At 58.1% G+C, this 6,065-nt stretch carries 6 protein-coding genes; 3 read left to right on the plus strand and 3 right to left on the minus strand.

Annotated features, from left to right (window positions below; all coding sequences use genetic code 11):
• Window positions 1–13: 13 nt before the first annotated feature.
• From IQ273_RS09045 to carA, 3 genes are all read right to left on the minus strand, one after another.
• Window positions 14–472, minus strand: coding sequence for a ribonuclease III domain-containing protein (locus tag IQ273_RS09045; RefSeq protein WP_313898056.1), 459 nt, complete (start codon window positions 470–472; stop codon window positions 14–16).
• Between the two features lie 34 nt (window positions 473–506).
• Window positions 507–884, minus strand: a complete 378-nt coding sequence (locus tag IQ273_RS09050; protein WP_194022849.1) for an STAS domain-containing protein — start codon at window positions 882–884, stop codon at window positions 507–509.
• A gap of 226 nt (window positions 885–1,110) precedes the next feature.
• Window positions 1,111–2,274 (minus strand): glutamine-hydrolyzing carbamoyl-phosphate synthase small subunit, encoded by a 1,164-nt coding sequence (gene carA / locus IQ273_RS09055; RefSeq protein WP_194022843.1) that lies wholly within the window; start codon window positions 2,272–2,274, stop codon window positions 1,111–1,113.
• Between the two features lie 256 nt (window positions 2,275–2,530).
• Here carA and IQ273_RS09060 point away from each other — a divergent pair, with 256 nt between their 5' ends.
• The 3 genes from IQ273_RS09060 to IQ273_RS09070 form a co-directional block, all read left to right on the plus strand.
• Window positions 2,531–3,379 (plus strand): TIGR02281 family clan AA aspartic protease, encoded by an 849-nt coding sequence (locus tag IQ273_RS09060; protein WP_228052615.1) that lies wholly within the window; start codon window positions 2,531–2,533, stop codon window positions 3,377–3,379.
• Between the two features lie 81 nt (window positions 3,380–3,460).
• Complete coding sequence (locus IQ273_RS09065; protein ID WP_194022844.1) at window positions 3,461–4,351, plus strand: alpha/beta fold hydrolase; 891 nt, start codon at window positions 3,461–3,463, stop codon at window positions 4,349–4,351.
• Between the two features lie 141 nt (window positions 4,352–4,492).
• Window positions 4,493–6,065: glycine dehydrogenase (locus IQ273_RS09070; RefSeq protein WP_397197403.1), on the plus strand; the 1,573-nt coding region annotated here is incomplete at its 3' end.

A 6,065-nucleotide genomic window follows, 5' to 3' on the forward strand; every position in this document is an offset into this window, starting at 1 on the left:
AAAACTCGTTCTGTTACTCAGTCGTTGATAGGTCTAACGCGCTCAGCAGATCGGCCAGACGGCTAGGATTGGTCAAATAAAGATAGCCCACCAGGGCTTCAAACCCGGTGGACTGCTGGTAAATTTGGCTATCAACTCGTCGGGGACCGCGCGACGAAGCGTTGCGCCCCCGACGCAGCAAATCTTGCTCGACCACGGTCAGTAGCGGCATGAGCTGCTGCACCTGGTAGGCCTGCCGCTCCGCCCGCACCTGATTGACCACCTGCTGATGAAAGGCCTGAATGCGTTTGGGGGGCTGTAAAAGAGCGCCCCGCACGAACAACTCATACACCGCATCGCCAATGTAGGCCAGGGCCACAGGCGACAAGGCCTGGGCCTGCTCAGGTGAAAGCGCTGTGGCAGAATTGCACGCGCTGAACTGGAGCAGCCACTGCAGGCTGGGAGGAGAATGTTCGGGGGACAGTTCAGCCACGGCTACCTCTGGCTAGGCCAATGGCGCACGGGGACTACTCACTGGGCGGGTTGTCGAGGTTGGCGATCGCATCATCCACTGAGGGTTGTAGCGATAGAAACTTCTCTAACCGCACCAGCTTGACGGTTTGGGTCACGCGGGGATTGGTCACAACCTGAACGGTGCCGCCTTCGGTCGTAGCTTTTTTAACTAGCTGCACGAGGGCACCTAGGCCAGAGCTATCGACAAAATCAATAGCGGCCAGGTCAAGGATGATATTGGTTGGCCCAGCCTCTACGTACTTGGTCATTGCCTTACGAAAGGCAGGTTCCGAGAACGCATCTAATAGGCCTGTGAGGCGAAAAAGTTGATAGGTTCCCCTGACATCGCGAGTGCCTCGTAAACTTACGGTCAGGGTTAGAGATTCAGCGATGGGAAACCTCCTCGGTGCTCCAGTTCGACGTTAAATATAGGTCAGGATACTGCTGCCCGCAAGGGGTGAAACCGTACGGGTAAGCCGCGACGCTTAAAACCCAAGCCAGACCTCCAACAAACTTAGAACTAGCGCTCTACTTTAGACAGACAGCATATAGCGGTTTGGCTAAATTTTGCTAGTTTCTACCTAAAGACGCTAGAGATAACTCAAAAACGTTCTGACCCTAGAGCGGCAAAAGCGATTGGCGATGGCTGCGTATGGTGTCTACAAACTTAGCAAACAAATAATCGGCATCGTGAGGGCCAGGGCTGGCCTCAGGGTGGTACTGCACCGAAAACAGCGGCAGGGTCTTGTGGGCCAGCCCCGCTACGGTCTGGTCGTTCAGGTTCAGATGGGTTACTGTCACCGTATCTTCGGGAATGGAGGTGGCATCTAGGGCAAACCCGTGGTTTTGGCTGGTAATTTCTACCTGACGCTCCAGGCCGCAGGGTTGGTTGAGCCCCCGGTGACCAAACCGCAGCTTAAAGGTCGAAGCCCCCAACGACAGTCCCAAAATCTGATGGCCCATGCAGATGCCAAAGGTGGGTAGCGAATAACTCATCAGCGCCTGCACCAGTTCTGGGGCTTTGGCTACCGCCGCTGGGTCGCCGGGGCCGTTAGAAAGGAAGATACCGTCGGGCTGATAGCTCATGATTTGCTCTGGCGTGGTGCTGGCAGGCACCACAATCACCCGACAGCCGTAGCTGGCCAGACGACGTAAAATATTGCGCTTAACGCCAAAATCAACGGCCACGACCGTCAGCAGGGGCTGATCGCCTGGGGTTGGAGCCGAAGGGCCAAATTCCCAAACGGGGTCGGTGCCCTCAGTCCACTCGTAAACTTGGTCGGTGGTAACTTGGTCGACCAGATTTAGACCAGCCATTGGAGGGGCATCCTGAAGCTGACGCAGCAACTCTTCGGGGTCAAGCACGGTCGTTGAAATAGCCCCATTCATGGCCCCTACCGTACGCAGTTTGCGAGTGAGGGCGCGAGTATCAATACCAAAAATACCGGGAATTTTGTGGGTCTTGAGATAGTTGGGCAATGACTGAGTCGAGCGCCAGTTGCTAGGAATGTCGCAGACGTTGCGGGCGATCGCGCCCCGAATATGAGGCCGACTCGATTCTTCGTCGTCGGGGTTAACGCCAGTGTTGCCCAACTCGGGGTAGGTGAAGGTGACAATTTGACCGCAGTAGCTGGGGTCGGTCATAACTTCTTGATATCCCGTCATGCCGGTGTTGAAGACGACCTCACCCATAACGGTGCCCGGTGCCCCAAAGGACCATCCCCGAAACACCGAACCATCGGCTAAAACCAGCACAGCAGGAGGGGCATCAGGAAAAACCATGGGAGTTGCTCAGCGCTACGAATCGCTATTATCCTAAGCCCAAAAGACTAGCTTTCAGCCATTGTCTATGACATGGGATGCTTACAAAGAGGTTTAAGTCACAAAAGAATGACGTTCTGTCAGCCCACCAACTGGGTATGCGCTCAACACTGGCTGGACTCAGACGCTTGGTACATTGGTAGGCGATGACCAAGACCATGCGCGGATGGGGAATCCTGGGTTGCAAGTTAAGCATTTAATCAGGTGGAGCAAAACGATGGGGAGAGCCTGGGCGATCGCAAGTAGGTTCATGCTGGGGACGATGGTCTGGAGCTTGGCGGGCTGCGGCCTATCTCTAAACACGGTGCTGCCGTCGGCTTCGATGGAGAAATCCGCTGGGGTTTCAGAAGAAGCGGCGATCGCCCCTGAGCAGCCCACTGTATCTGTTGCCGAGCCAGCCCCGGTGCCTCCCTCAGCGACCCCAGATTCCTTTCGCGAGGCGGTGAATCGGGCCACCAGCGCTGTCGCCATTGGTCAGTCGGCTCAGTCAAAGGCCGATTGGCAGCTGGCTGCCAGTCGTTGGCAACAGGCGATCGCCCTGATGGACCAGGTGCCCAGCAGCAGCCCCAACCGCGCTCAGGCCCAAACCAAAGCCCAGGAGTATAAGCAGCATTTAGCAGCGGCTCAGAACCGGGCCACGGGGTCTATTGCCCCAGCGGCGGCCCTTACCCCCGCCCCCAAAGCGGCTTTACCAGCCGGACTGGTAGCTCAAATTCCAATTCAGCGGCGGCAGGGGGGCACCCCCATTGTCGACGTTACCCTGCGCGGCAGCAGCGGCACGCAAACCTTCCCAATGCTGTTTGATACTGGGGCAACCGGTACCCTGATTACGGTAGAAATGGCCCAGGCCGTGGGGGCCACAATCGTGGGTACAACCCAGGCCAGAATCGCTGACGGCAGCGTAGTGAGCCTGCCCATTGCCTATGTGGATGCGGTGGAATTGGGTGGCCTCCGTCGCGAACAGGTGATAGTCGCCATCGGCGGCAGCTACGGCCTGCTAGGGCAAGACATCTACGGTGAATATGGCATCGCCATTGGGTCGCATCAGATCAACCTGCACCAGTAAGCGCGAATCTTTTAGGTAGCCTCGCCCAGGGTGTGAGAATGCGTAAGAATAAGCAGCAGGTTTCAATTATTTCTACGCGCTATGGCTGTTTCTGTGTTGCCCGCCGCCGCTGCGGGGCTAAGTGAACCCACCTCGATCGCACTGGCGGATCGGGTTCAGATGGCGGCGATCAACACGCCACTGACTGAAGCAGCTATTCCTACGGCCTACGTGGCAGGAACAGATAGCGGCAGCACGCCGCCCCTGCTGCTGATTCCCGGATTTGATAGCTCACTGCTTGAGTTTCGTCGGCTGCTGCCACTCCTGCCCCGTGCTTGGGCCGTTGATTTGCTAGGGTTTGGGTTTAGCGATCGCACCCTTTGCCCCAGCCTCTCCCCCGGTGCCATTAAGGTTCACCTGCATAGCTTTTGGCAGCAGATGATCGATCGCCCGGTGGTGCTGGTGGGCGCGTCGATGGGTGGGGCCGCCGCCATCGACTTTGCCCTCACCTATCCCGAAGCGGTCGCCGGACTGGTGCTGCTCGATGCCGCTGGCTTTGCCGCCGGGCCAGCCATGGGCAATCTGATGGTGCCACCGCTGGACAGCTGGGCTACCGCCTTTTTGCGCAACCCCAAAGTGCGGCGCAACATTAGTCGTCAGGCCTACTTCAACAAAGCGTTCGTAACACCCGATGCCCAACTGTGCGCTGCTTTGCACCTGCAGTGCTCCGGCTGGAAGGAGGCGCTAATTGCCTTTACCAAGAGCGGCGGCTACAACTTTTTGACGGCAAAAATTGCTCAAATTGCCTGCCCTACCCTGGTGATTTGGGGCGAGCAGGACAAGATCTTGGGCACCAAAGATGCGCGTCGGTTTGAAGCCGCAATCGCCGACTGTAAGCTGGTTTGGGTGCCCCAGTGCGGCCACGTACCCCATTTGGAAAAGCCCCAGGAAACCGCAGCGGCGATCGCGCCCTTTGTGGATCAGCTAGCTTAGCTAGCGCTCAGCTCCCTAGCTCAGGCTGCGGCAAATTTGCCCCGGATGTTTCAAGATATGAAGGAGGTTCACTCGCCTCAGCACCACCGAGTATTTGTTTTTGATTTCGGCCTTTGATTTTGGAGCCATCCATAGACGGGTATGACACAACTTTCTCCAGAGCCCAGCACCCTTGATACCGCAACCCTGTCCCTGGGGTACAACGGCAATCCCTCTCTCGCCCCTACCGCTGAGCCCTTCAGCCCCTTTGTTGCCCGTCACCTGGGGCCAGCAGAACGCGACGCAAAGGCGATGCTAGAGGCTCTGGGCTACGCCTCTCTGGAGGAGTTGATCAAGGCCACTGTGCCAGCTACAATTCGGCTCAATCAGCCTCTCGATCTGCCCCAGGGCTTAGGCGAAGCGGCTGCCCTTGAGCACCTAAAAAGAATCGCAAGCCAAAACCAGGTGTGGCGATCGTACCTGGGTCTGGGCTACGCCAATACACTAACTCCGGCGGTCATTCAGCGCAACGTGCTCGAAAACCCCGGCTGGTACACCCAATACACCCCCTACCAGCCCGAAATTGCCCAGGGACGGCTAGAGGCGCTGCTCAATTTTCAAACCCTGGTGACCGATTTAACCGGGATGGACATTGCCAATGCCTCCCTGCTGGACGAAGGCACCGCCGCCGCTGAGGCCATGACCCTGGCTTTCAACGCCCGCAAACAGAAAGCGGCTAAAACCTTTTGGGTCTCGGCCACCTGCCATCCCCAAACTATTGACGTGGTCAAAACCCGCGCCCTACCCCTGGGTATTGAGGTCATAGTGGGTGACCACCGCAGCTTTAGCTTTGATGCGCCTGTGTTTGGGGTGCTGCTGCAGTACCCCGCCACCGATGGCGCTATCTACGACTACGAAGATTTCGCCACCCAGGCCCACGCCCACCATGCCCTAGTCACTGTTGCCGCCGACCTACTCAGCCTGACCCTGCTGCGCTCCCCCGGCGAGTTTGGCGCTGACGTGGTTGTAGGCAACACCCAGCGCTTTGGCGTGCCCCTGGGCTATGGTGGCCCCCATGCCGCCTTCTTTGCCACCCGCAACAGCTTTGCCCGCAAGCTGCCCGGTCGCCTGGTGGGCGTTTCTAAAGACACCTACGGCAACCCCGCCCTGCGTCTGACCCTGCAAACCCGCGAGCAGCACATTCGCCGCGACGCCGCCACCAGCAACATCTGTACCGCTCAGGTGCTGCTGGCGATTATGGCCAGCATGTACGCGGTGTATCACGGACCGGAGGGGCTGCGGGCGATCGCATCCCGCATTCACCACCAGACCCAAACCCTAGCTCACGCCCTAGCTGAAGCGGGTTTCGAACTGGGTAAAGAACCTACGTTCGACACGCTGCGGGTAACCGTAGGCGATGCCCAAGCTACCATCCTCGCCCGCGCCGCCGCCCATCGCATCAACCTGCGCGTGCTCGACGGCGAAACCCTCGTCGTCGCCCTCGACGAAACCGTCACCGTTACCGATCTCCAAGACCTGATCACCGTCTTTACCGGCGATTCAGTTCAAAGTTCAAAATTCAAAATTCAAAATTCAAACCGCTCCCCAAACCTCCCCGTCGAGGAAAGCGATTACCCATCCACCCCCTTTCTCCCGATGGGAGACGCTAGCGCGAACGACTCCGCTCAGGAACCATCACCCATCCACCCATCCACCCATCCACTCCCCCGATCCC

It is taken from the genome of Nodosilinea sp. LEGE 07298 (assembly GCF_015207265.1).
Lineage (GTDB): Bacteria > Cyanobacteriota > Cyanobacteriia > Phormidesmidales > Phormidesmidaceae > Nodosilinea.